The following is a 24,607-nucleotide window of genomic DNA, read 5'->3' as shown; positions in this document are numbered from 1 at the left end:
TGCTTCCATGCCCTTCCACTTATCGTGAAAGGGTATGGCTGATGTCAACTTATCAACGACTCAACGGGTTATCAGGCAACTTGCAGTCCAGCAGTTCCTGGTCACGGCAACAAGCCCTTGAGCAGATTCAGAACAACGTGATTCAAGCCATGAGCAGCTTGAACCCACAGGAAAAAGCCCGCTACGTCAGGTTGCAACGCGAGGCATTGAGCGCCTTGACCGCTCTGGAACACGCCCAGCAAGCGCTGACCCGCGACTTCAAGACTCAAGGCCTTGCGCAACTGCGGGAAAAAATCGGCGGGCGCGATCCCGAGCAATACACCCTGTTCACCCGCTACAAAGAGAAACGGGAGCAGGGCTTCCCCTGGGACCCGCCGCAGCCGCTCCTTCCGCTCAATACCGTGCCCCTGCCCGCCGCACGCTATCGTCGGGCCCATTACGACTTCCATTACATTGAGCATCTCAAGCACATGTCGCTGTGGGAAGCGGCCTGCCTGAACTACGGTTTCACCCACTCCATTCACGGGGACTCGGGTTTCAGCCTGGTGGAAGCCAGCTATATCGTGGGGCCGGACAACGACAGAAGCCTGGGCGCACTGGCCTTCATCGAAGCCGCCCGCACGCTGGACCTGGGCGCTCAGTTGCGCGACAAAGCCCGTACCGCCATGGCGCCGGGCGGGCCGTTGCGCCCATTGTTCGAGGCGTCGGCCAAGGCCAGCCTGCTGTTCGACGCAATCGAAGCCTACCGCAACCGTGCCACTACCGGCGTCACCCTCGAGATCTACACGCGACTCAACGCCGCCATCGAAGGCACTGGTGCGCAATTGCCGTTCGACACGCTGAACCTGAGCTCCGGTATCACCCCCCTGATCTCCGTGCCCTTCGTCCCCTGGGACAGTTGCATCCCCGTGCCCTTAATGCTGATTCGCGTGGCCAGCCTGGGCGTGTTGTCCTACTTCCCTTTCCGTCCCGGCGGGGCGTTGCAATACCACGACGATGCCCAGGCCGCCGAGTACGCGTTTCGCACACAACTCACTGACAGCCACGCGAAAAAAGACTTGGGCTGGTTCTCCCGGCAATTGCCGTTGATCGGGCTGTCGGTGTTCAGATCACTGATCAACAAAGCGCCGCATCTGAAGGGGTTCAGTTGGTTAGGCGCTTATGTGTACGACGGTTTTCACCTGGCCTTCTCAACAAAGACCCTGGACAACATCCGCTTCAACACCGACATCAAATCCGGGCGCGCAATCACCCTGGTGCAGGCGTGTGCCTATCGCCAGATCCAGCGCTTTCAGTCAGACCTGGACACACTGGCGCAAACCCGCTCGGAAAAAGACTGGCAAGCCCTCAAAGATGCGGCGGCAGCGATTGCCGGCGAAGTGCTGCAGATGCTGCTTACGCCATTGCCCGGCGGCGTCACCGGCATGAACCGGGTCATGCAACTCGCGGTCATGGGCAGCCTGACCTACAGCGCCGCCCAGGGCGTGAATGAGCTGGCCAAGGGCGAAGCCAGCGGATTTGCCTCGGCGCTGGCCGATGTCACCGACCTGGCCGTCAGCGGCAAGCTGATCTCAACCGCCGGAAGGGCCCATCGCCAACGCATGCACGCGTACCTGGAAAAACTCGGCAACCCGTACAAAATCACGCGCGCCGACGGCAGCCATGGGCTCTGGAAAGCCGACGCCCAACCGTATGCCCACGACAACCAGCGCCTGGTCAACGGTATCACGCCCAACGCGTTGGGCATTTACGTGGTCGAGGGTCACCTCTACGCCAAACTGCGCCAGGGCGAGATGGATGTGCTGATCGAAGTCAAATTCGACGACGCGCACAAACGCTACGTACTCACACGCGGTAAAGACGGCTACACCCCAGCGATCATATTCGCCCCAGAGCTCCAGGCCTGGACCTTCGATCTGCACAATGCCCATCTCCTGTCCAACCCGGAGTTGCTGCAACGCATGCTGCCCAACGGGGCGTCGACGATCCCGTCGGCCGACCTTGAACACATGCTACGAAGCACCGCCACCACTCGCGATACGCTGGATCGCGTGTGGCGCGCCCAGCCGGCACCGTTGAACCTGATCGAAGGCGCCCGGCGACTGCAGGTCGATCAGGTCATCCAGCAAATCATCGAGCGGTTCCCCCAACCCGGCCAACTGCCGGCGCATGCCGACAGCACGGTCTTCTGCCTGCTGACCCAACTCAACGGCTGGCCGACCGACACCCTGCTGCATATCCACGATGCACAAGGCACGCGGATCGAGACCTACGGCAAAACCGAGCAACCACCCCCACGCCCCCATGCCATCAACCTCAAGCGCCGCGAGGATGGCAGCTACACAGACCTCAGCGACGCGGGCAGCGGCCCCGAGGGCAACGAGCACCTGCTTCAACTGATCATCCGCCAGCAACCACGCGACTCGGCCCTGGGTAAAGAGGACCAACCCAACGCCTCCGAGGACGCGCGCGTCAGCAGCGTACGCCAACAGGTTGGCGCATTGGCAAGCCTCGAGCGCCACGCGCTGTTTTCGGCGCTGTTCGATTACTGGGGCTACGAAAAAGCGGAACTCGCCGCAGCACCGGCGGCAAGACGGTTTCTGCCGGTCAAGGTGTCACCGGCCTTGATTACCGTCACGCCCCTGTTGAAAAAACTGCGCGACCTGAACCCGCCCCTGACCGCCGCCAACCTTGCGCGATTGCTCGCCGAGCACCCGCTGACAGCACGCCAGCAAGAGGCGTTTCTGAGCGGTGGCACCTTGCCGGTAGCGTTCGTTGAAACACTCGATCGCCAACGTACCGCGTTGCGCATCGACGCGGTGATCGACAGCCTGTACAACCCCCGCGACTTCAATGCCGACACTGACCTCTGGGCCCGGGAATTTGCCGGCGCGCTGATCCGCGACACCCTCAAGCGTCCCTTCGTGGTCACGGATGTCAGCCAGGGCGAGACCTTCGTGCCCAGCGGTGCGGACGACCTCACCGTCAACCTGCGCTTGCACCCCGGCGGTCGCTACCAGGCCTATGACATCCGCAACGACAGTGAAATCCCCGTCTCACCCGCCCAAGACAGCTTCTACCTGGCCATCGCCTCGGTGCTCCACCCCCACGAACGTCAACAACTGGGCATGAGCAGTGTCACCGACGCCAAGGGCCTGCGCAAAACCCTGGGGGACAACATGAGCGCCCGACGCAACCCCCAAGGTCACGTCAGCCTGGTCAATGGCTCGCTGGTGCCCTACCAACACAACCTAATGCTGTCACCTGGCCTCAAACCCAGGACCGACGGGATCTTCATGATTGAGGGCAACGAATACCTGCCGCTGTTCGGCAGCCTGTTCCGCATCGTCTTCGATAAAACGCTGTTCAAATGGCGGCTCAAGCACCCGAAAAAAATCGGTGTCGACACCCCGCTCCTGGAGCACAACGGCCAGGGCACCTGGCGCCTGGCCAGCGAGAACCCGATGACCTGGGACACCCACCAGCTATTCCACCGCCTGGGGCACGAGGACTACGCGTTTACGCAGGAACGGGCCAGTCAAATCCTCGCCCTGACCGACACCCCGGACCACGTACTGCGCCAGGTACACCGTGCCACCCACCCGGTGCCGCCGTTGTTGGCCGACACCTGCAAACGCTTCAAGATCGAGCAACAGATTCAACACTTCATCAATGCACTGCGGGTGAACCCCAACACCCAGGAAGCCGAGCCGGCCCTGCAATTGCTGGTGATCTCCGCGTTGCCGGGATGGCCGGACAACCACAGACTGCAGATCGTCGGCCCCGGGAACGAGGTGCGCTATCAATACCCGGCCAGTGCGGGCCCGAACGCTGAAACAATCCTCGTGACCGAGCAGGACTACAGGGACGCCCGCCTGCTGAACCAACTCACCGGCTACGACACGCTGATCAATGCCTTGTTGGGCGAATTGCCCAGCTCCGCTGAAGAGCGCTTGTTCAAACTGGTGAAAAAAATCGTCGAGTTCGCCGAGAAAGAAACCAACCATCTGTTCAATTCGCTCTACCAAGAGAGCGAGCACCGCAGCCCCAACGTCGCGCGCGAACGCTTCAAGGCCGCACATGCCGACTTACCCAACAACACCGTCGACAGCATCCTCGACCACGCAACGCCCCGCGAACTCAAGCAACTGCACGAACACGGCAAGGTGAGCCTGCGCCTCGGCGAAACAGCCCGACTGACCGCCCACGAGGTGCGTCTGAACCGCGCCTTCGAGGGCTTGTACCTGGACAACCTGATCAACCCGGACAGCGACCGGATCATCCTGCACCTGCTCAACACCGTGCCCGGCTGGCCCAGCGACCTGCACATCGAAGTCCGCGACCGACACTTCAGCGGCTCCAGCATCGAAGCCGCCGGCAACCCGGCCGGGACGCGCCAAAAAGTGCTGGTCAAGCAACACCAGGTCTACCACGCCTACGACTCACAAGGAGCGCCTCTCGCCACGCCCGCCGGCAGCGGCAGCAACCTGCTGTCAGCCATCATCCAGACGTTGACCGACACCGAACGGAGCACGCTGGGAATCACACATGAAGACGACCTCGCGCCACTTCAGGAGCAGATCGCCAAGCTGGCGCTGTCCCAGCGCGTGGCGATAAAAAGCCTGCTGGACCTGCCGCACCTGCAACCCTGGCTGCAACCGCCGATGGGCCTGGATCGCTCATTTCTGGTGTACCCCGTCTGGAACTGGCTGTGGCCATTCGGCGGTAATCGCGCGCCGGACCTGGTGAGCAGGGTCCAGGAACTCTACCCCCGGTTCGACAATGACACCGCCCGCGCCTTCATCCGCTGGCTCAACCTGGATGAGCCGGCCGCCCTGATCGAGCTTGACCGACGCCAGGCCGAATACAGCTTCCTGGACATTGAACTGACCCGCTGGAGCGACACCCCTCGTGACACCGACAACGACGAAACCGACCCACTGGGCCTCCATCTGGGCCGTCGTCGCCATATCGCCAACACACTGCGCAGGGCCTGGCGACGGGATGAGCCGCCACAGGTCTACATCGATGGGTTGTTTCATGCTGAGTCATTGACATTGCAACTGGACACCATCGATCTGCCCACGGCGGCCTTTATCAACGGGTTCAGGGGCTTCGAGCACATCGAGCACCTGAGTATCGCCGGGGACAGCTTCCCCGCCTCGGGCCATGCATTCCTCGCGCTCTTCCCAGGCTTACGGGCCCTGCAAATCGACTGCCAGTTGAGCGAGCTACCGACCGCCATCACCCAGATGACGCAACTCACCCGCCTGAACCTGGAAGGCAACGCGCTGGTTTTAACCGAGGAGTCCGCCGCACGCCTCGCCGCCATGGTCAACCTGGAAAACCTCAACCTGGGTTACAACCCCCTGGGGATCACGCTCGACGTCACGCGAATGAGCCAACTCTCGACCTTGGATTTAAGAGCAACCCATACCCAACAATGGCCGATCGGCGCCGCAGATCACGCGAATCTGAACACCCTGTACTTGCAGGAAAACCAGATCTCCAGCATTCCCGAGCGCGTGTTTACCCACCCCAGAGCCATCATCCGAAATCGTTCGACGTTCCTGCATGACAATCCGCTGTCGCCCCAAACCTTGCAGCGCATTAGGCAATACCAAGCCGACATTGGCATGGCCGTAGGGGGCTCCCTCCCCGGCATCGCCCACACGCCGCCCGCCGAACGCGGCATTTTGCCTTGGCTGGTCCACCTGAAACCCTTTAAACACGACAGCGCCAGAGAACTGTGGAACGGTCTGTCAAGCCATGAAGGCGCCCGTCCCGATGATGTCTTCAGAGTGTTGGCGGACTTGACCAAGTCTCTGGAGTACACCATCGCTGGAAATGCACGTAAAAAACTGACATTCCGGGTCTGGAACCTGCTCGATGGCCTGAGCAACTCCACCGAGCTGCGCGAAAAAGTGTTCCTCAACACCCATGCGGCGGGCACCTGTGGCGACGGCGCCATACTGCTGTTCAACAACATGGAGCTCATGCACCGAGTGCATCAGACCCTCGCTCGATACGACGAAAACCGCATCGACCGCGAACTGCTCGGCCTGGCCAAACAAGTGTATTACCTGGAGCAGCTCGACCAGTTCGCCGACGATCACATCAGCCGCTTGACCGCGCAAGGGCGTTCGCCGGACCCCGCCGAAATCACCCTGTTCTATCGGGTGATGTTGCGCGAGGAATTCAACCTGCCGGTCCAGGCGGACCAAATGTTGTATTCAGTGGAGGGGTACGGCGTGGTCGACAACGATGTCCAACAGGCGCGTCAAATGCTGCGCGGGTTGAAGGATTCCCCTGGGCTGGTGAACGCATACAAAACCTGCGACTTCTGGCTCGACTACCTGGAACGACGCTTTCCCGCGCCCTTCTTGACGATCAAGGAAGTGACCCGCTACAAGATCGGGCTCTTGCAAAAGGAGCTGCCGGACAAACACTCCGATGAACACCTCGACCGCCTGCAAGCGCTGATCGACACGCAGACCGCCGAGCGCAACCGCCTCATCGGCCAGTTGACGGACGCCGCCCTTCACGCGTTGCCGCGCGATTGAGCGCATCAAGGCGGCCTGTGCGCCACAGGCCGCCTTGAGCAAGCGTTACGCCGAGCGCGCGACGCCTTGGGCAACCTGGGTCGGTTGCAATTTGAACGTGTAGAACAGCACCGTCAGCAGCACCAGGAATACCGGGCCGACATACAGCGCGACGCGGGTGTCCGGGAAGTACGCCATCAGGCCCACCACCAGCACCAGGAACGCCAGGGCCAGGTAGGAACTGACCGGGTACAGCCACATGCGGTACTTGAGGCCCGCCTGTTCCGCCGGGCTCAGGCTCTTACGGAACTTGAGCTGCGCCAGCAGGATCATCACCCAGGTCCAGATCGCGCCGAAGGTGGCAATCGAGGTGACCCAGACGAAGACTTTCTCCGGCACCAGGTAGTTGAGCAGCACGCCCAGCAGCAACGCAGCGATCGACAGCAGCAACGCATTGCGCGGTACGCCGTTGCGCGAGGTGGTGCCGAAGGTCGCGGGGGCCTGGCCGTTCTGCGCCAGGCTGTAGAGCATGCGCCCGGTGCTGAAGATGCCGCCGTTGCAGGACGACAAGGCAGCGGTGATCACCACGAAGTTGATGATGCCGGCGGCGGTCTTGATGCCCAGACGCTCGAAGGTCATCACGAACGGGCTGCCCTGGGTGCCGATTTCATTCCACGGGTAGATCGACAGAATCACGAACAACGCGCCGACGTAGAACAACAGAATGCGCCAGAACACCGAGCCGATGGCATTCGGGATGGTCTTCTGCGGGTTCTTCGCTTCACCGGCGGTGAGGCCGATCATTTCCACGCCCAGGTAGGCGAACATCACCATTTGCAGGGACATCAACACCCCCTGCACACCGTTGGGCATGAAGCCGCCGTGGGCCCACAGGTTGGAAATCCCCAGCGCCACGCCGTCATTGCCGAAACCGAACACGATGATGCCGACGCCACCGATCACCATGGCGATGATGGTGACGATCTTGATCAGGGCGAACCAGAACTCGAACTCACCGAACGCCTTGACCGCGATCAGGTTGATCGTGCCCATGCTGATCAAGGCTGCCAGGGCCCAGATCCAGCGCGGCACATCGGGGAACCAGACGCCCATGTACACGGCCACGGCGGTGATTTCCGCGACGCAGGTCACCAGCCACAGGAACCAGTAGTTCCAACCGGTGAGAAAGCCCGCCAACGGGCCGAGGTAATCCTGGGCATAGCGACTGAACGAGCCGGCGACAGGGTTGTGGACCGCCATTTCGCCAAGCGCGCGCATGATCACCAGGATCGCCAGGCCGCCAATGATGTAAGAGAGCATGATCGCCGGGCCGGCCATTTCAATGGCCTTGGCCGAGCCAAGGAACAGGCCGACACCGATGCAGGCGCCGAGGGCCATCAGGCGAATATGCCGTTCGCCCAGTTCACGTTTCAGCGGGCCGCCCTGAGCGGTCTCGCCATGAGGCAGGTGGTTGCCAACTGGCATAGGGGTACAACCTCGTCTTGTTATTGGATTAAGCCACCGAGTACTCGACGTCGCAGCAGGTCTGCCAGGACGCCTCACACCGGGTTCGCCTCATGGGCCAACCCGTCTGGCCAGGGCCAGTTCAGCGGGGGTGCAGTATAAAAAGCTCAACCCAGGGTTTTTCACTTAATAAACGGCAAGATTCAGCGAGAACTCGCGGTAAAAGCGGCTTTTGTGGAGGGGCATTACCTGGATAGCGTAAGGATTTTCTCCGTTTGACGCGCGCCGAGTATTGCACAGCTTTGGTGCAGCGTCATGCCCCTACCTAGGCCGTATATACCCAGCCGAAGGCTCTGCTTCAATACTTTCAGCCCATCGGGCGGACAACGCGGAAGCCGGCCACGGCCGAACGGGAAGCATCGCCATACCCGCCGCCGGGCCGCCCCTTCACCATGGGGTGCTTCGATTGCCAGGACGGCAATCCCAGCGAAAGGATCTCCCCATGCCGACCACCCTCGACGTACTCCAACAAGGCCGGGCACGACGCCTGGCCGCCGATGGCCAATTGATCAGCGCGTTGTTCAATCACCTGACAAACGGCGACTCCACCACAGTGATCGTGCCCGAGCACTCCACCCTGGGCTGCTGGCTGCAGGTATACCGCCGCGCACTCAGCCGCCCACACCTGCGGGCCTGGGCCACGCGCCTGCCGGTGGACCTGGCCGGCCTGGACGTGCCGCTCGAAACCGCGCCGCTCGAACTGCCGGCGCAATCGGTGCTGAATTTCTATGGCTATCCCTACCCAGAGCATCGCGGCGAGCGCAGGGTGATCTCCCAGGCGCTCGATCAATCGAACAGTTTCGCCGAGCCCAAGGCGGGGCTGGATGACGGGTTGAAGCGGTTGAATCAAGACCGGCAACAGATCGCCGACCAACTGCAAACCCTGCTCGACGACGACGATTTCAGCCTGTTTTCCTGCTACAGGACCTATTTCAAACTCGACTCCGGTTCGTTCTGGGCCACCGCCCAGCAAACCGGCGCCGCGTTACTCGACGCCATCACCCGCAACCCGTCGTTCCTGGCGCTGGAAGCGGTCGACGGCCTGCAACCCGGCACGTATATGTTCGATCCCGCCACACGCCGGCTCAGCGGCAAAAAAGCCTGGGGCGGGCTGGTGGATATCGGCATCGAACAACTGCTGGCGCTGCCCCTTGACGGCCAGCTCGAACACCTGGTCGAAGTCGCCGAGCAGTTGGGGAGCTTTGTCCACCAGAGCGGCCAGTTCAGCCTCGCCCAACTGCTCAATTGCCATGATCTGCCGGTGCCCGACACACCCGCCGAAGCCCGCGTGCTGATCGACACGCTGCGCCAGTCGACGGCGTTGACCACGCTGCCGGTCAGCGACCTGGCCAACGCCGATCTCGCCCTGATGCAGCACCAGCAGTGGCTGGCCCAGGACCATGACCGCGACGTCATGGCCGAGTGCTTGAAAGGCCTGATCCAAGCCCCGCCCAACGACCACGTGATCGACACGGCCAGCGTGACGTTGCACCCCGCACCGGACTCCGGCGCGCCGCACCATCCCGCCGTTGTCCCGCACGCCATCTGCGGCCCCTTCACCCTCCAGCAACTGCTGCAACAGCATGATCTTGCGCCACCGACCAGCGTCGACGAAGCCCAGGACACCCTGCAAACCCTGGAGATGAACCTGCCCCGCCGCCCCGAGTTCGGCGACTATCATGGGCTGTTGAGCGCCACGCCCCACTCGCCGGTGCGACTGCTCAGCGAACAGCGCCACAGCGTTCTCGCCACCGCCAATCACGGCCTGCCCGATGGCCACCCACGCCTGCTTGACCGCTTGTGCGGCACACTGCTGAGCGACCTGAGTGCTGACGCGATCCGCGCCCAGGCCGACCACTTGCTCAAACAACTGCTGCGGCGCGGACCGGCGCGGCAGTTGGGCCAACAACTGGTGACGGCGCTGCACTGGTACGGCCAGCACCCGGACGAAGCCGCCAGCCAGACCAGCCTCGACCTGTTGGTGTTGAGCGCCCTGATCCTCGACCTCGACCCTGGAGCCGGCGAAGCAGGCGCTCCCATCGCCGGTTTCGAGCTGAGCGCCCGCGCGGGCAAGCCCCATGGTGAAGTGCGCCAAGACCTGGAACTGCATTTGGTGCGAACCTGCAAGGTCTCCACCCGCGCTGCGCCCCTCGCCGCCCACCTGTTGCTGGCCGGCGCCGCGCCGGAGTTTCTGGTGCGCGGGCTGCCTGCGACGATGCGCTTTCGCAGCTCGATCGCCTGGATGAGTTTCAAGCAAGGGGTCTTGATCGCGCAGGCCATGGCGCCCGGCTCACCGCGCCAGCTGAGCTACCACGACATGCTCGCCCTGGCATCCATGCCCGCCACGACCGGCCAGCAACAACAGTGGCGCGAATACCTCGCCACCCGCACCCTGCTCGACTGGGCCATCACCGTGGGCGAACTGCCCGAACGCGACAACACCGCCTACCTCGCGCATGAAATCGACGCGCTGAAGCTGCGCCTCAGCCAACGCCTGCACGCCTTGAAGGCAGCCCTGATCACCTTTGCCGACGCGCCACCGACCCGCCGCAGCATTGCCCTGGCCGACCTGAAAAACCTATTCCCCAACCAGACGCTGCTGGACAAAGCCTGCCTGTGGCGCCCCGTCCCGCCGCTCGCCGGCGGCAGCCTGCGCTTCCCGATGCACCATCACGAGCGCCGGAACTACAGCCTGCACAGCCTGGTGGAGTTGCACATGGATGGCCAACTGGGCGACAGCCGCTGGCAGTCCACCGAGCCCCAACTGGACCTGGCACAACTGCGCCCATCGTTCGGGCGCCTGGGCAACATCCATCAACGCTTCGACAGCGCGTTCGCGGCCTACATCGAACGCCTGAAGCAGGCCTACAGCAGCCTGATCGAAGACCTGCTGGCGCAACTGCCGCTGGCCGACCGACACCACCTGCAACAGGCCGACTTGCAGCTGTTGGTGCTGAAAAAAGAACCCGGCAAAGACCTCGCCCTGCTGAGCCCGGAGGAAGCGTTGGCGCGTAGCGCCCGAATGGGCGTGATCCTGCGCGGTACATCGCCCAGCGCGGTGCAGGAATACGAGCTGTTCCCGCTGTTGAACCGCGTCGACAAACGCCGCGGCGCACCGCTGGCATTCCACGAGGGCGGCACGCTGATGTCGGTGGCCACCGGCACTCCCCACGCCACCCGCCCGGTCACCCAACTGCTGATGGGCGATGAACTGCCGCTGGACTGGGACGCCTATGCCAACGGGCGCCCGCCACGGCCGGGGGTGCGCGCCAAGGTCATTGTGCAGACGCTGTGGTCATTCAGCCCGCCCCCCGCCCAGCCGCCGACGACGGCGGCGCTGACCTATGGTTCGACGCTCAACCGCGCCATTGCCCAAGCCATCGTGCGCGAGCACTTCTTCCTCGAAGTCGACGCCTTGCACCTGCAAGCCCGGGGGACCACGCAGCGCGAGCAGATGCAACAACGCTGGGATCGGTTGTGGACACGCCTCAAAGCCCTCGTGCCGTTCTGGTCCTGCGCCGAGGACCTCGGTTCCGGCGACACCCGCCGTGTCATCGACGGCGGCTACACCTGCTTTATCGACCTGTTGGCGCTGCTGTTCCCCACCCAGCGCTTTCTCACGGCGTCCCTGGCGGTGTTGAAAAAAACCGCGCCGTTGCCGATCAAACTGCTGCAATTGGCCCGCTTGAGCGGCGCCTTCCTCAACACCGCGCTGAACCCGCTGGACGGCCTTCCGGGCCTGTTCAGGCTGGCTCGCAGCGGGGTGATCCGGCTGAGCGGCGGCGCGCGGAAAATCCTCCACACGGCCATCGAACAGGTTCAACGTCGCACCGCCGACCGGTTCCTGCTCGACTACCCCCGGCTGCTCGCCGGCGCCAACCTCGGCAGCGGCACGCTGCTGCGCGGCAGCGACCTGCTGCGGATCAATGCGCTGCTGCACAAAAACCACTGGTACCCGTGCCACCCGTTCACCGGCAAACCCTATGGGCCGCCGAGCCACACCTTTCGTCTGGACAGCGCCCTTGGCGTGGCGCCGATGCAGAACGCCCGCGGGCAGCAGGTGCTGGTCAGCGAACGGCTGTTCGCCACCCAGCCGCTGCTGATTGTGCGTCGCGACGCCACCGACCTGCTCGACGGCGACAACCTGTTCCGCCTGGAGCACCAGGCGCCGACCCACCTGGACGACCTGGCCTCGCCCGCCTACTTCAAGGCCGCCGAAGGCTTCGACAGCCTGTGCGGTGCGGCGCGCAGCAAACGCAGCCCGATCCCACTGATCTGCTTCACCAAAAAACTCACCGCGTTCAACGCCTCGATCCAGCAACGCCGCGCCCAGGCCATCGAGCACCTGCGCCTGATCCCCGCCCCCGCCGTCGGCCCTGACCCGCGCAAGCTGGTTCACAACCGCCGGCTGTACGAAGCGATGCCCCAAGGCACCAGCTTTGAACTGACGCCAGTGGCCAGGACCGCGCCGCTGACCTACAAGCCCCAGCTCACCGGTCGGCTCATCGCCAACGAAGCGCAATTCGGCCTGCCCAACAATCAGTTGGACAATCAACTCAACCGCGACACGCGCGTGGTCGAGCTGACCGGGCTGACAGTGGGCACCGATGACAGCCGAACCCTGCGCGCCATGGCGATCGAACTGACCCCGGCGGGAGGCACGCGGATTATCGTGGAGGCCGACGCCGGGGTCTTTTACGAAGGCATCGCCATCGCCCCCGCTCCGGCGATGCTGTTCAACCGCCTGGACTTCAACCTCGGCGGTGAACCCGAACAGCTGATCCGCGCATTCAGCCAGCGCAAGCTCGACTACTTGAGCGCCGCCGGGTTTGTGCATAACCGCCCGTTGGTCACACTGCCCACCCTGGAGGTACTGAGCCAACAACTGGCCAGGCGCGGCTTCGGTGCGGCCAAACTCAAGCGCCTGCTCGAGCAGTCACGCGGCCTGCGGGTCATCAAGCAGCGCGAGTTGTTGCTCAACGCCAGCGATCAGGGGCAGCGCCTGGGCATGAGCGTGGCCGTCACACCCTTGAAACTCGACACCTGGCCGCCCTACCTCGCGCAGCCTGGCCAGACCCTCAATCAGTACCTGGCCAGCAAGGCCCAGGCCAGCACCGTGGCGCTGGTCAAAAGCACCGGGATCGGCTCGGCCAACATCGTGGGCACGGGGGTCGACGAGCTGGAACGGCTGGCCATCGCCGAACCGCTGGTGATGTGGCAGTACAGCCGGGCGGGCCAGCCCAACTACACCGAAGTGATCCTCAAGACCGGCGCAGGCAATTGCGACCAGATGGCCCACGTGGCGAGCGAACTGATCAGGTTCAACGGCGGCGCCGCGCGCGTCTGGGGCACCAGCCCGCCCGCCCACGCGTTTGTGGTGGTGGGGAACCCGCCGGCGACGCTGGGCTCGACCCTGGACTTCAGCGAAGCGGGCTGGGTCGGCCTGTGGATATGCGACCCCTGGGCAGCCATCGTCTGCCCGGCAAGCGACTATGTGCGTCAACTCAACGTCAAAATGCACATGTGGTACCTGGAAGACATTTCGGTGTTTTTCAACGATCGCGGCACCTACCGCTGGGGCCAGGCCAACGACCGCAACTGGCTGGCGCTGCTGCGCAACGGCGTGAAACGCCCGCAGCCGTGAGCCGACACATTTCGTCACCAACGACTAAGCTTCACCCAAGTCCGATCAATCTGCGTAAATGGATGAATCGACTATGGGCGCTTTATGGCAAACCGATTCGAAACAGGCTGCGCTGCCGACCGACAGCCCGGATCAACTGCCATTGCCACACAGCGCCCGCCGGCGATCCGGGTGGTGGCGCCTGGTGTGGCTGGTACTGTTGCTCGCGCTGCTGGCATTGGGCTGGGCCGCCAGCGTGGAAATGCACACCTCGCGCCTGCAGGCCCGCTACCTGAGCCCGTTGGCCGCCACCCTCAGTTATCGCCTGGAGCCCGGCGCCAGCGATGCCATCGTGTACCCCGGCGACGGCCCGTTCGACCGGCGCCTGGGCTACAGCGCGCTGAATGAATTCCTACCGCGCCTGCTCAAGCGCAATTACCTGATCCAGGCCCAGACACGCTTCTCCCCGGCCTTGCTGGGCTATGCCGAGCACGGGCTGTTCGTGCCCTACGCGGAAAAAGTCCAGGCCGGCCTGAGCATCACCGATTGCCGCGCCGCGCCGCTGTATGCCTTCACCTACCCGCAACAGCTCTACGCCAGCTTTGCCGAGGTTCCGCCATTGGTGGTGCAGAGCCTGCTGTTCATTGAGGACCGCGACCTGCTGGACCCCACGCAACCGCTGGCCAACCCGGCGGTGGACTGGCCGCGCTTTGCCAAGGCGGCCTGGTCGCAAGTGGCCAAACTCCTGCATCTGCCGGGGCAGACCGCCGGCGGCAGCACCCTGGCCACACAGCTCGAGAAATATCGCCATTCGCCCGACGGCTTGACCTTGTCCGGCGGCGAGAAAATCCGCCAGATGATGTCCGCCAGCGTGCGGGCCTACCAGGCCGGGCCGGACACCTCGGGCAGTCGGCGCAATATCGTGCGCGACTATCTCAACAGCGTGCCGTTGTCCGCCGTGCCGGGCCACGGCGAAGTGCATGGCCTGGCCGAAGGCCTGCGGGTGTGGTACGGCGCCGACTTCAATCAGGTCAACCAGGCGCTGAGCGACAGCACACAAGACCCGGCGAGCCTGGCCAGACGCGGCCTGGCCCTGCGCCAGGTGCTGTCGCTGATGATTGCCCAACGCCGGCCCTCGCACTACCTGACCAAAGGTCGCGAAGAGCTGGCGCAATTGACCGACAGCCATATCCGCCTGCTCGCGCAGAACCAGGTGATCCCCGCCACCTTGTCCGCCGCCGCCCTCGCCAGCCACGTGACCTACCGCGACTGGCAGCAGCAACCGACCCTCCAGCCGGTAGAAACCAACAAAGCCATCAACGTCGCCCGCAGCCGTCTCGCCAGCCTGCTCAACCGCTCGCTGTATGACCTCGACCGCCTCGACCTGTCGGCCACCAGCACCTTGCATTACGCGCTGCAAACCCAGGCCACCGACTACCTCAAGCACCTGGCCGACCCGGCGTTCGCCGCGCAGATGGGCCTGCTCGGCCCGCGCCTGCTGACGCCGCAAAGCACACCGCAGGTGCGCTACAGCTTCACCCTCTACGAACTGACACCCGACGGCGCACGCGTGCGGGTGCAGACCGACAACACCGACCAGCCGTTCGATATCAACGAAGGCAGCAAACTCGAACTGGGCTCCACCGCCAAGCTGCGGGTGCTGACCACCTACCTGCAGATCGTCACCGAGCTGCATGCACGCTACCAGGCGCGCACGCCCGCCGAGCTGAAAAGCGTCGAGCTGCCCGAGCAGGATGTGCTCTCGCGCTGGGCGCTGAATTACCTGATCCAGCACAGCGACCGCGACCTGGCGAAAATGCTCGACGCCGCCCTCGACCGCACCTACTCGGCCAGCCCCGGCGAGGCGTTTTTCACCGGCGGCGGCCTGCACCGCTTCCATAACTTTCGCAACGAAGACAACGGCCGCAACCCGACCTTGCGCGATGCCCTGCGCGAGTCGATCAACCTGCCGTTCATTCGCCTGATGCGCGACCTGGTGCGCTACACCACCTATTCGGGCGAAGACAACAGCGCACGGCTGCTCAAGGACGACAACGACCCGCGCCGCCAGGAATACCTGGCCAAGTTCGCCGACCACGAAGGCACCGCGTTCCTGCTCAAGTTCTGGAAAAAATACCGCCACAAAGACACCCAGGCCCGGCTCGACACCTTCATGGACAGCCTGCACCCCACCGCGATCCGCCTGGCCGCAGTCCACCGCTATTTGCTGCCCCAGGCCAGCCAGGCGAGTTTCAACGCCTTCGTGCGCTCGCACCTGAAAAACCTCAAAACCCCCGATACGCTCAGCGACGAGCGCCTCGAACGGCTCTACCAGAGTTACGGCCCCGGCGCCTACGACCTGCCGGACCAGGGCTATATCGCCAAGGTGCATCCGCTGGACCTGTGGCTGCTGGGCTACCTGCTCAACCACCCTGAGGCGAGCTTCGACGAAATCGTCAAAGCCAGTGAATTCGAACGCCAGGAGGTCTACAGCTGGCTGTTCAAGAGCCGTCACCAGAGTGCGCGTGACAGCCGGATCCGCACCATGCTGGAGATCGAAGCGTTCCTCGATATCCACCAGCGCTGGCAGGCCGTGGGCTACCCGTTCGACCATCTGGTGCCGTCGCTGGCCACCGCCATCGGCAGTTCCGGCGACCGCCCCGCCGCCCTTGCGGAACTGATGGGCATCATCCTCAACGACGGCGTGCGCTTGCCGGTGCTGCGTATCGACAGCCTGCAATTCGCCAGCGGCACGCCCTATGAAACCCGCGTGGTCAACGACCCGAACCGCGGCAAACGGGTGCTGCCCAGCGAAGTCGCCACGGCGTTGCGCGGCGCGCTGTCGCAAGTGGTCGACGCCGGCACCGCCAAGCGGGTGGCCGGCAGCTTCAAACTGGCGGACGGCACGGCGCTGGCGATGGGCGGCAAAACCGGCACCGGCGATAACCGCATCGAGGCCATGGGGCCCGGCGGGCGCATGCTCAGTTCGAAATCGATCAACCGCACGGCGACCTTCGTGTTCTACATCGGCGCGCATCACTTCGGCACCCTCACCGCGTTTGTGCCGGGGGCGTCGGCGCAGCACTTCACCTTCACCTCGGCCTTGCCGGTGCAGGTGCTCAAGGGCATGGCGCCGATGCTCAACCCGCTGCTGCAACCGGGCGACCCGACGCTGTGCCTGGCCCGCCAACCCTGACGCCCGGCTGCACTACCTATCTGCCACCGCGGCGCGACGCCGCCACACACACTCATGGATCACCCCTTACAGGACTTGATCCATGCCCGCTCTACCGTCACTCGACAGCGCCTTCAACGGCGCCCACTACGCGCACATCCGCAACGCCCTGCCGGCCTGGCTCACCCAGGCCACGCCCGCACGCCTCGGCGCATTGAAAACCGCGCGCCTCAACAGCCTGACCGCACCGGCCCCGCTCAAGGCCGCCATTGCCGAACATTGGCAGCGGCAAAACCGCCTGGACCAACGGCTCGCCGCGTTGAACGACGTGTACGCCTTCGCCGAACCGCTGCTCAAACACGCCCTGCGCGACTATGGCGCGGTGGATGTGCGCAACACCTACCTGCGCCTCTATGTCGAAGCCAGCCTGGCCTGGTGGAAGATCAACATCAGCGGCGCACAGACCAGCAAGACCGTGTCATTGCTCGATGCGGCGCTGGGCAACTTCGCCGCCAGCGACGACTTTCTCGACTTCGCCTTCCTCGGCCCGAGCGATGCACGCGGCCAGCGCGATGTGCTGTCGATCACCCACCGCACCAGCGGCGCCCGCCTCACGGCGCAGGGGTTCAAAGACATTTGCCGCCAGCTGGATCTCGGCGCGCAGTATCAACTCAAGCTCAGTCAGGCGCTCGGCTTCAATAACCCGCCGCTGGCCCGCACGGTTCACGACGAGGTGGTCGCACGCCACAAAGCCGCGCTGAACAGCGCCGCCCACCTGGCCCTGGCCAAGGGCGACCTCGAGCCCGAGACGCACGGTTCGATGCTTGACCTGCTGAACGACCGGCCGAGCCCGCTCCTGGCCTACACCCTCAGCGTGATGAACGTCGCGCTGGTGGGCATCGTGCTGTTTATCGCCGCGCCAGGCCCTCGGGTGATCGCTTATGTCGCCGAAGACCCCGAACACCCGCTCAAGGCATACCCGTCGCCCCAGGCGTTCATGGCCGAACTGACCCGTCAGTTGCGCGACAAGGCGCGCTACCAGGTGTTCTTCAGCCAGTTCGTGCCCCATGCCGAGCGCGGGGCTTTTTTTGCCGGGCTCAATGCGCGCCTCAGCCACATCCAATGGCACCAAAAAGCCCGCACCGACAGCGGGCCGAGCTGGAAAGACACGCCGATCAGCGACCCCAACCTGCACTTCAGCGTGCAACGCTGGCAGGACGATTATCGCCAACGCCCGCCGACACCCCACGCGGACACCCTGTGGAGCTACCTGTATCGCGTGCAACTGAACAAAATCGTCAACGATGCGCGGACTATCGCCGTGTCCAGCACCGACGTCGAACGCCACGCCCGCTGGGCCTGGTGTGACAACCTGGAGCAGATGCTCGCCGACCTCCTCAATGCCGCGTTGCTGGTGCTGACGCCCTTCGTACCGGTGCTCGGCGAACTGATGCTGGTCTACAGCGCCTACCAGATCATGGACGAGGTGTGCGAAGGCGTCGTCGACTGGAGCGAAGGCCGGCGCACTGAAGCCTGGGAACATGTGGCAGGGGTGGCCGACAGCGTGATCCAGTTCGCCCTGTTTGCCGCGGGCGGCCACATCGGTCAGCTGGCGCGGCTCAAGCTCTCGCCCTTCATCGAAGGCCTGGTCCCGGTGCAGCGGGCCGACGGCAGCCGGCGCTTGTGGAACCCGGACATCAGCGCGTTCGCCCGGAAAACCCCGATCCCCGCCGATTCGATACCGTCGCCCGCGGGCCTGCATCAGCATGACGGCAAAACCCTGCTGGCCCTGGGCGACCATCACCTGGAGGTGCAATACGACCCGCTCAGCGACGCGCACCGCGTGGTCCACCCCGAACGCCCGGACGCCTACCGCCCGCGCCTGCAATTGAACGGCGACGGCGCGGCGACCCACGAGGGCGAACGCCCGCGCACCTGGGAGCGTGCGCAGTTGCTGCGACGTCTCGGGCATCGGGTGCAACCGTTCAGTGACACGCAGCTGGAACAGCTAAGGGTCGCCAGCGCCACCGAAGACGGCGCCCTACGCCGCATGTACGAGTACAACGAAACACTGCCACCGTTGCTCGATGCCGGCCTCAAACGGCTCGAAGCGGCCGACTCCATCCAGGCGGCCAGCGAAAAAATCCGCGCCGGGCAGGCTTTGAGCGCCGACCCGAGTTCGGACTGGTTCGAGCAGATGGTCACCGAACTCGACGGTTGGCCCCGGAACAAAGCACTGCAAGTGTTCCTCAAGCCCGACCTGAGCGGCAACTCGCACCGCTATGGCGCTGCGCAAGCCAGCGCCGCCGACACCTTGCGCATCAGCCTCGGCGAAGTGCTGTCCGGGCACTTGCCGGAACGGGTGCTGGGCTTTCTCGATGAAGCGGCAATCACCCGCCTGCTGGGCGCCGAGGTGCCGAAGTCGCAGCGGGTACACGCGTTACGCGAGCAACTGGCCGACTACGTATTGAGCCAGAGCCGCGACATCGCCCCGGCGGTCTACCGCGCCCGTGAAGAGAGCGACGACCCCAGCATTATCAGCCTGCGCCACGACCATCCCGACCTCGACCTGAGCCTGGCCCGCCGCCTGCTCGACACCGCCCGCCCCGCCGAACGCCAGGCCCTGGCCGCGCACCGGCGCGGGCCGTTGCGTCTGCGCAACCTGGCCGACGAGCTGCACGTGGCCGCCGAGGCGGCACGCGCCTATGAAGGCTTCTATCCACCAGCGTCGCCCAGCCCGGCCACGGAAACCCTGGTGCTCAAGACCCTGCAATTGCACGCCGACGTGCTCAGCGACCTGCACCTTGAAATCCGCAACGGCTCCGTCACCGGCCCTCTGCGCAGCCAGGCCGGCCCGGACACTGCCACCACTCGCCGGGTGTTGGTCCACAACAGCCTCGGTTATGCGGTCTATGACGGCGCCGGCCAACCGTTGCACCGCCCGGCCAATCTGTACGAAGCCGTGTTGTCGAGCCTGCCCGCCGCGTCGCACAGCGGGCTGGGTTACCGCCCCGGCGAAGGTGCAGACCTGCGGCGCTGGCTGATGACCGCCCTGGAACCCTTGGCCGAGCGCCGCACGCTCCTTGCTGAGCCGGCGACTCACCGGGTGATGGAGCGGCACACCCAACAGTTGCTCGGCGGCCCGCTGCTCAGCCGCTGCCGCGCCGCGCCTGCCGATCACCCGGCGACGTTTGCCAGGGAGGTCTTGCAACGCTTGTTTCCGAGCCTCAGCGAGCAACGGCTGAGCCGCTTCATCGAGGCGATCCCCACCGACCAACTGGGCACCACTCTGAACGACCTGACCCTGGAGAAACAAACCCTGCACAGCCAATTGCAGACCTGGAAACAATCGCCCACCCATCACCCCAAAGGCAGCGTCCAGGAGCGTCAACAACTGGCCAGCCGCAAACGCCTGGCGCTGCTCCTCGAACAGACCTGGGCCGACCGCTACGCCGAATACACCGACGATTGGGGCCGCACCCAACACGGCGCGCGCGTGGACCTGAACGGCATGCCGCTACCCGAATCGCTGCCCGCGCTGACCGTCAACTTTGAACATGTGACGTTCCTGGACCTGAGCCAGAGCAGCGTCGGGCAAACCCATTGCGGCTTGCTCAAGCACTTCCCGGCGCTGCACTCCCTGGACCTGAGCGACAACCACCTGACCAGCCTGCCGGTCGAGCTTGGCGCGATGCGTTTGCTGCGCAACCTCAACCTCGCGAGCAACCGCATGGCCCTGTTCCCCGAAGACGTGACGCGCCTGCGCAACCTGCGCCGCCTGCAAGTCCTGATCCTCAGCCACAACCCGCTCAGCCTCGCGCCGGACATCACGCGCATGCCCAACCTGCGCCGCCTCGACCTCAGCCACACACAGATCGGCCAATGGCCCCGCGGCCTGTTTGCCCACCCCAGGAACGATGCGTTCGACCTGAACCTGAGCGGCAACCCGATCCGCGCCCTGCCCACCCTGACGCCGGAACCCACGGCTGCGCGCACCGTGGCGCGCACCCGCCTGGACCGCAACACGCTGAACGACGATCAGCGCACTCTGTACGAACGCTACCGCAGCGAGGCCGGGCTGGACCCCTATCGCACCTATGAGCCCCAGGGCAGCAGCGATCCCTGGCTGGAAGGCGTCGACGCCAACACCCGGCTTGTCCGCGAGCAGCTGTGGGACGCCGTCGAAGACGAACACGGCTCCCAGGGCTTTTTCGAAGTCATCAAGCTGCTTGAGCCGCCCGAGTTTTTCGAGAACCCCCAGGACCAGCAGCGCTACGCCCGCAACCAAGCGGAGCTGACGCAACGGGTGTGGCGCTTGATCAACGCCACCCACGCCGACAGCGCCCTGCGCGAGCGCTTGTTCAAGCTGTCGAGCTTCCCCGGTTTGTGCGGCGACGGCGGCGCGCAGATTTTCAATGAGATGGGGATCGAGGTCATGGCCAGCGAAGGCCGGCGCTTTTCCGCGTCACTGGCTGAACTCGAAGGCCGACTGGTGACCCTGGCCAAGGGCGCGGCGCGCCTCAAGCACCTGAACCTGGTGGCCCAGGCGGACGTCGCCCGGCGCCTGCGGCCCATCGACGCCGGTGGCGAAGGCCAGCGCCTGCGCTCCGAGCTGGTGGACGGCGAGGCCGGCGAGGTGGACGAAGTGGATATCCACCTGGCCTACCAGACCGCCCTGGCCAACAGGCTGGATTTGCCCTGGCTGTCGGACCACATGCTCTACCGCGACACCGCCAATGTCAGCCCGGACCGCATCCAGCAGGCGTACACCACGGTAAGGGAAATGGGCCAGGACGACGGCCTGGTCAACCAGATGCTGCTCGAGCCGTATTGGGAGACCTTCCTGCAGGAAACCTACGACAACCGCTATCAACAAAATCTCACCGAGTACACGCAGAAGTTCTACCGCCTGGACGACCTGCAAACCCTGCAGGCGCAATGGCGCGAAGAACGGGAGCCGCAGCAAAAAGCCCGGCTCGCCGAGCAGCTCAAGGCCCTGGCGGACGAACTGGACACGGCCGAAAACCTCGTGCTCAGCGACACGCCGATCAGCGACGCGCTCTACAACCGCCTGCTCAACGACCTGGGCTACAAGGAGAAAGACTGGATGCGCGGCCTGACCCGCACAGCCCTGAAAAACGCCGCTCAACAGCGTAACCGGGCGCCGTTATCCGACACGTGAGGGCACTGCAGGCGCGCGCATGCCCGCGCCTGCACCCCCCGCGGGTTACACCTCCGAATCCCAGATCACTGTGACGTTCCCTTCATAGGTGCCGGACTCACCGGGCTGCAACATCGTCTCCACATCGTCGCGCGCCACTTCGAAATGCAGGGTGCCAGGCTTGCGGTCGACGAACATCGTCGACAGCAACAGGTGCGTGCCGCTGCCGTCCAGCCGCAGCGGACGGCGCTGGACCGGCTGGCCCTCGGGGTCGACGATGCCGTGGGGCATGGTCACGCCGACCTGCAACGGCACCGAGCGCCCCGACCTGGCGTCACGGATCCGGCAGGTGTTGTCTGCCGCCTCGACGTACTGGCATTCCATGCCGATCCTGAAGCGCGCGGTGGAATAGAAGTTGAAGGTCTGGTCCCTGAACAGCCGCGTCGGTTTGCGCCCCTGGCTCAACCAGCCTTGCCAGCCACCCTGGGGCAGCAACTCGACGCGCTCACCGCCCGGCGGGATCTCGACCTTGAGGATGTGATCGACCGAAAGAATGAAATTGAGGGTGATCTGCTCATCGTTGGGTAACATCACGTTGCCCAGGTCGAAGTCCTTGTGCGGCCCGACGCTGTACGTCACCTGCCCGCGGTAGGTCCCGGCCCTCATCCCCAGGGGATCGGGCGTGACCAATTCGTAGGTGAAACCGAGGCCATCGAACCAAAATGTCTCGGCGGGGATATGGCTGGCGGCTCTTTGCGCACACCCCCTGACACCTTCCGGCAAAAACCAGGTGAACGCGAAAAGCCATTGGTTGCCGACACTCACCCCGCTGGATTGACACGGTGGCGGTGGATAATCGTGTTCCCAACGCACAGTGGGGTCCTGCCGCAGCCACCGGAACACCATGCCAATGCCACTGATCCGGAACTGAAGGATTTCGGCCTCTCCCGTTTCGTCATGCACGACGGTGATGTTTCTGCGTTCGGTCGGCGCATGAAACAACAGATGATTGCGATCGTCCCCGCCCGGCACGATCGGCGCGCTCATCCGAAAATCGATCGGAAGACCGATGCTGTAGCGCGTCTCGTTGCAGTACTGCGGCGCCCAGGTGCAATAGCTGTTACCCGGCGGCGTGTGGTTTTTGAACACGTTGCGCGCCGGCTGGCTGGGGTCCGGCCGGAACGAGGCCAGGATGTCCACGGTGGCCGCCGTTACGTCGGAGGGCAGCCCCACCAGCAGCCCGGCCAACCACAGCCCCAACACCTTGTTTTTGATTTGCATGGGTTCACTCGTTCTGAAAAAACTCAAGCGTGGCCCCCGGTTCATGGGCGCAACGCATCGAAAATGATCTGCACGTTGCCGAAGTACTGGCCGGGGAGGTAACCGTCCTCAGGCTTCTGCGCGGCAATTTCCAGCAGCACCCGTTTGCCGACACGGGCCTCGGCTTCCGGCACCACGCGCATGGCGTCGAGCCCCAGCACCTGCTGATTGAAGGTGACGGTGAGCGCAATGTTGTCGCGGCCGTTGAACAGCACCGGTTCATAGGCGAGGTAAGCGTCCACCGCGCCCAACACGTTTTTCACATCGAAAGGCTCGCGCAGCGCACTCAGGGTTTCAGTCACCGGGTTCCAGCTCAGGGTTTGCTCACGCTCCAGAAAGCCGGGGTTGAGCGGCAATACATAGAAGTCACTGGTGGGGACTTTGACCGACACCTGGAACACCGCCTCCTCGCGGGCGGCCAGGGCGCTGAAGCTGAGCGCGCTCAACAGCGCCAACACGGCCCAGCGGCTCATCCTTTCACCTCTTGATTCTTCTGCGTGTCGCCTTCCACCAGCTTGAAAGTGTAGTGGCGCCCGGTTTGTTTATCGAAGGTAAAGGCACGCCCCGGCAGCACGTGGTTCTTGGTGGTCGGATGGCAATCGGTCGGCTTGCCGGCCACACAGTTCTTGAATTCGTCGACCACGATCACGCTGTTGCCGTTGTTGCGCAGTTCATAGCGAGTGGCGCCATCGTTGATGCGGGTGTCGTAGCGGGTGTCCTTGGGGCGCACGAAAAACACCGTGCCATAGCCGGCCAGCACGCTGACGCCGGCCTGCAGGGTCTTTTGATATTCCTCACGCTCTTCTTCGGACAGGGCAAACGCGTCCTCTTTTTCCGGCACCACCGGGATGTAGCGCACCCGGAAGTAACGCTCGCTGGCGCGCTCGCCCATGTACAGCAAGCGCGTGCCCTGCATGCCGTTGGCCGGCACGATCAGGCGCGCGGGGCTGGCCATCAGGCCATCGCGGGCGCTGGCGTCAGCCTGGGATTGCACGGGAATTTCCTGGGGCACGCCGCTGGCGTCGTAGACGATTTCGAGGATCTCGACCTTGACGAACGCGGTGCTGGTGCCGCCGTTGAAGATGCGTTTGAGGTAGCTGCTCTTGCTCCCGTCCAGGTAGTCATAGACCACGCCGACGTTGATATTCGGGCCCGCCTGGACCCCCAGGGAAACCATCCACACGCCCAGGATTGCGGCTAATACTTTCATTGCTTTACACCTCATTAACGGTTGGCCTGAAGCCAACCCACTCGACTTGCGA

Annotated in this window: 8 protein-coding genes; 4 read left to right on the top strand and 4 right to left on the bottom strand. The window is 64.2% G+C overall.

The window, feature by feature from the left end:
- Positions 1 to 41: 41 nt before the first annotated feature.
- A complete protein-coding gene (locus tag JN756_RS06295) occupies positions 42 to 6,563 on the top strand; it encodes an NEL-type E3 ubiquitin ligase domain-containing protein (RefSeq protein ID WP_236255085.1) in 6,522 nt (2,173 codons plus the stop codon).
- Positions 6,564 to 6,608: 45 nt separating this feature from the next.
- Here the strand turns inward: JN756_RS06295 and JN756_RS06290 are convergent, their stop codons facing one another.
- Complete coding sequence (locus tag JN756_RS06290; protein WP_177030255.1) at positions 6,609 to 8,027, bottom strand: amino acid permease; 1,419 nt, start codon at positions 8,025 to 8,027, stop codon at positions 6,609 to 6,611.
- Between the two features lie 481 nt (positions 8,028 to 8,508).
- Between JN756_RS06290 and JN756_RS06285 the strand changes: the two genes are divergently transcribed.
- From JN756_RS06285 to JN756_RS06275, 3 genes are all read left to right on the top strand, one after another.
- Positions 8,509 to 13,710 (top strand): hypothetical protein, encoded by a 5,202-nt coding sequence (locus JN756_RS06285; protein ID WP_201021936.1) that lies wholly within the window; start codon positions 8,509 to 8,511, stop codon positions 13,708 to 13,710.
- 73 nt (positions 13,711 to 13,783) lie between these two features.
- Complete coding sequence (locus tag JN756_RS06280; protein WP_201021935.1) at positions 13,784 to 16,885, top strand: transglycosylase domain-containing protein; 3,102 nt, start codon at positions 13,784 to 13,786, stop codon at positions 16,883 to 16,885.
- 82 nt (positions 16,886 to 16,967) lie between these two features.
- A complete protein-coding gene (locus tag JN756_RS06275) occupies positions 16,968 to 22,046 on the top strand; it encodes an NEL-type E3 ubiquitin ligase domain-containing protein (protein WP_201021934.1) in 5,079 nt (1,692 codons plus the stop codon).
- Between the two features lie 45 nt (positions 22,047 to 22,091).
- On the opposite strand, the gene JN756_RS06270 is transcribed toward JN756_RS06275, so the two are convergent.
- Genes JN756_RS06270 through JN756_RS06260 form a run of 3 tightly spaced genes read right to left on the bottom strand, consistent with a single transcriptional unit; the run spans position 22,092 to position 24,555 of the window.
- Complete coding sequence (locus JN756_RS06270) at positions 22,092 to 23,306, bottom strand: hypothetical protein (protein WP_201021933.1); 1,215 nt, start codon at positions 23,304 to 23,306, stop codon at positions 22,092 to 22,094.
- A gap of 41 nt (positions 23,307 to 23,347) precedes the next feature.
- Complete coding sequence (locus JN756_RS06265) at positions 23,348 to 23,818, bottom strand: CS1 type fimbrial major subunit (protein WP_017844573.1); 471 nt, start codon at positions 23,816 to 23,818, stop codon at positions 23,348 to 23,350.
- The gene (locus JN756_RS06260; RefSeq protein ID WP_017844572.1) at positions 23,815 to 24,555 is read right to left on the bottom strand and encodes a hypothetical protein; all 741 of its coding nucleotides are present in this window, start codon (positions 24,553 to 24,555) and stop codon (positions 23,815 to 23,817) included. Before JN756_RS06260 ends, JN756_RS06265 begins: the two co-directional genes overlap by 4 nt.
- Between the last annotated feature and the right edge of the window lie 52 nt (positions 24,556 to 24,607).

The sequence above is a fragment of the Pseudomonas sp. Y39-6 genome (genome assembly GCF_023651955.1).
Classification (GTDB): Bacteria; Pseudomonadota; Gammaproteobacteria; order Pseudomonadales; family Pseudomonadaceae; genus Aquipseudomonas; species Aquipseudomonas veronii.
Note: the sequence above shows the minus strand (reverse complement) of the source record. Positions and strands in the feature narration are given on the sequence as shown.